Origin of the sequence: Halomonas sp. 25-S5 (genome assembly GCF_029889845.1) — a bacterium.
In the GTDB taxonomy this organism is placed as follows: Bacteria; Pseudomonadota; Gammaproteobacteria; order Pseudomonadales; family Halomonadaceae; genus Halomonas.
Window position 1 is genome coordinate 1 of record NZ_JARANV010000093.1, and the last position, 612, is coordinate 612.

Sequence of the window (612 nt, forward strand, 5' to 3'; positions counted from 1 at the left end):
GTGACCGCGTACCTTTTGTATAATGGGTCAGCGACTTATTTTCAGTGGCGAGCTTAACCGATTAGGGGAGGCGTAGCGAAAGCGAGTCTTAACTGGGCGACCAGTCGCTGGGAATAGACCCGAAACCGGGCGATCTATCCATGAGCAGGTTGAAGGTTGAGTAACATCAACTGGAGGACCGAACCAGGATCTGTTGAAAAAGATTTGGATGACTTGTGGATCGGAGTGAAAGGCTAATCAAGCCCGGAGATAGCTGGTTCTCCTCGAAAGCTATTTAGGTAGCGCCTCACGTAGCACCGCCGGGGGTAGAGCACTGTTTCGGCTAGGGGGTCATCCCGACTTACCAACCCGAGGCAAACTCCGAATACCGGTGAGTGACGCGTGGGAGACACACAGCGGGTGCTAACGTCCGTTGTGAAAAGGGAAACAACCCAGACCGTCAGCTAAGGTCCCGAAATCCTGGTTAAGTGGGAAACGATGTGGGAAGGCTCAGACAGCTAGGAGGTTGGCTTAGAAGCAGCCATCCTTTAAAGAAAGCGTAATAGCTCACTAGTCGAGTCGGCCTGCGCGGAAGATGTAACGGGGCTCAAACCAGGTACCGAAGCTACGGGT

Annotated in this window: 1 rRNA gene; it reads left to right on the forward strand. The window is 53.3% G+C overall.

Annotation, left to right across the window (positions count from 1 at the left end):
• A 23S ribosomal RNA gene (locus tag OP498_RS18525) occupies positions 1-612 on the forward strand; the annotation flags it as partial.